This window comes from Lachnoclostridium sp. MSJ-17 (genome assembly GCF_018918205.1).
Taxonomy (GTDB): domain Bacteria; phylum Bacillota; class Clostridia; order Oscillospirales; family Acutalibacteraceae; genus Ruminococcoides.
Window position 1 is genome coordinate 1 of sequence record NZ_JAHLQB010000036.1, and the last position, 2,431, is coordinate 2,431.

Annotated in this window: 2 protein-coding genes and 1 tRNA gene; 1 reads left to right on the top strand and 2 read right to left on the bottom strand. The window is 42.3% G+C overall.

Features of this window, described 5'->3' with window-relative positions; genetic code table 11:
- Positions 1 to 703: 703 nt before the first annotated feature.
- Entirely contained in the window at positions 704 to 1,771 is a 1,068-nt protein-coding gene (gene pyrB, locus KQI64_RS03150) for an aspartate carbamoyltransferase (RefSeq protein ID WP_216523298.1), read from the bottom strand.
- Between the two features lie 221 nt (positions 1,772 to 1,992).
- On the opposite strand from pyrB, the gene KQI64_RS03155 reads away from it, so the two are divergent.
- Entirely contained in the window at positions 1,993 to 2,208 is a 216-nt protein-coding gene (locus KQI64_RS03155; protein ID WP_301282407.1) for a DUF4368 domain-containing protein, read from the top strand.
- Between the two features lie 104 nt (positions 2,209 to 2,312).
- Here KQI64_RS03155 and KQI64_RS03160 read toward each other — a convergent pair.
- Positions 2,313 to 2,396, bottom strand: a tRNA-Leu gene (locus KQI64_RS03160).
- Between the last annotated feature and the right edge of the window lie 35 nt (positions 2,397 to 2,431).

Sequence of the window (2,431 nt, forward strand, 5' to 3'; positions counted from 1 at the left end):
TGCTGTATAATATAGACAAAGAAAAGACAAAAGGAGGTCTTAATATGAAAGCTAAGATTCCTTACAACTATCGTATCATGACATACATTCGGAGCTTGCCCCCCAATGTATGAATCCCGATTTCGTCGGGACAAAGCTTGAATACTTTATCGGAGTCGGTCAGCGAATCATTTAATTGTTTATGAAACAAAAAATTACATTTTCGGATTACGACTTGAACCGTTAGCTGCCAAGATGCTTGTTCATCATCTAATTTAACTTTCATTTCATATATTTCGTCACAGCAGCCTCGGATAAAGGAAGCATTCTTTACTCAATGAAAATTGGGATGAAAACGGACTTCTTACAATTTAATATAAACTGGTTTGATAATTAATTCTTTTGTTTTCTGAGGACAGACCGATGAGAATTTGATTTTTGCAGCATTAGCTGTCGGATATAAATTTCAGAATTGGAGATTAATCCCATGCGCTAGGTAAATTTTGAACGGCTATTCTACGAACGGAGAAAGGTCCAATGTAATACTTATCTTGAATTCGGTGAATTTATTTACGGAGATGAGTCCAAAGAACAGTTAAGCCTCTTTTACCAAACCCTGCAGGGTAAGGAATTAATTTGAAATGATTAAGCGGTGACGTGTTGTCACCGCTTTTCTTTTTGCATAATGCAGTTACGGGATCGGTATTACCGACCCCGTTTTCTTTTAGTCCATTCTTTTATCACAGAAGTCACACATCTGCATTCCGAGTTTTTCATAGCTGCGTCGGGGGAGATAATCCTCGCTCTGAGTGATGCACCTTGTGTTTTTGCAGTGGTGTTCGGAGATAAATGTATCCCTTTCGTTGAGAACAAAGTCCTCGTCCTGGAGCAGCAGAAGAATCAGCGCCATTCTGCCGAACATTCCGTACTGAGCCTGTTTGAAATACAGTGCTCTCGGATCGTCGTCGATTTCAACGGTAATCTCGTTGACCCTTGGCAGCGGGTGAAGGATAATCATATCCTCGCGCGCGTTTGAAAGCTTTTCCTTATCAAGAACAAAGACGTCCTTCTGCGCCTGATAATCCTCCTCGCTTCCAAATCTTTCTCTCTGAATCCTCGTCATATACAGCATATCGAGGTCTTTGACAGCTTCTGCCAGACTGTTTGAGATCTCGTATCTGCAGTGGTTCTTTTCGAGTATATCAATAATATATATCGGCACGCTCAGCTCGGGAGTCGAAATCAGTACAAATGAATTGCCCTCATACTTTGAAAGCGCCTTTATCAGAGAATGCACTGTCCGACCGTTGAGTAAATCGCCGCACACGCCTATTTTAAGGTGATCCAGTCTGCCTTTCTCACAGCTGAGCGTAACAATGTCGGTGAGAGTCTGAGTGGGGTGGAGGTGACCGCCGTCGCCGCAGTTGATAACCGGAACCTCAGAGTAAAGCGAGGCTGCCATTGCCGTACCTTCTGTCGGATGCCTGATGGCGATGATGTCAGAGTAACCGCTTATGACGGCGATTGTATCCTTTAGATTTTCGCCCTTTGCAACAGAGGAGTTCATCGGATTGTCAAAGCCGATAGTTCTTCCGCCGAGCTTGAGCATTGCGGTCTGAAAAGACATCTGAGTGCGTGTGCTTGGCTCATAGAACAGTGTAGCCAGTATTTTTCCGTCGCAGGTATGGCGGTAGTCCGCAGGACTCTGCATAATTTTCTTTGCCTTTTTGACGAGCTTATCGATTTGCTTTACCGACATAGCCTCAAGGTCAATCAGGTTTTTGTTGGTCATTTTCTCACAACCCTTCCGTATTCTAAGGAATATTGTAGCACATTAATCCGGAAAATGAAACATTTAAAAGAATAATATGAGTTGTATTTTTTAGATAATGCCTTAAATTAATAAAAAGTTACGACTGTTTTGTAAAAAATAAATACAAATAAATAATAAATACAGTGTCGAAACGGCTAAAAGTAATGAATAGATTGAGAAACTCGTTAAAAAATATGGAGATGGAAACTCTCACCGCACCAATGCTCCGAGAACTGATCGACCATATCGACGTGTACGAAAAGAAAGGCGGCAAAAAGAACTACACCCAGCGTATAGTTATCTATTACCGCTTCGTAGGCTTCTTGGAGTTACCAGAAACCGACGGAAACAACTACAAAGCCAATACCCGAAAGGGCGTAGATGTGGAGTATATCCCCACAGCAAAGTCCGCATAAGAGAAAAGTGAGCAGGCGCAAAACCTGCTCACTACATACAAATCAGAAGGAATTGAATAAAAGAATGAGTGTCCATAACTTAAATCCGTTATGAACACTCATACTGGTGCGAGTGACGGGACTTGAACCCGTACGTCAAAGACACACGCCCCTCAAACGTGCCTGTCTGCCTATTCCAGCACACTCGCATATTCTGTTTTTGTCCTCTGCGGACTCAACAAGA

Coding starts and splice junctions, on each gene's coding strand:
- pyrB (WP_216523298.1), bottom strand. CDS start 1,771: ATGACCAACAAAAACCTGATTGACCTTGAGGCTATGTCGGTAAAGCAA.
- KQI64_RS03155 (WP_301282407.1), top strand. CDS start 1,993: ATGGAAACTCTCACCGCACCAATGCTCCGAGAACTGATCGACCATATC.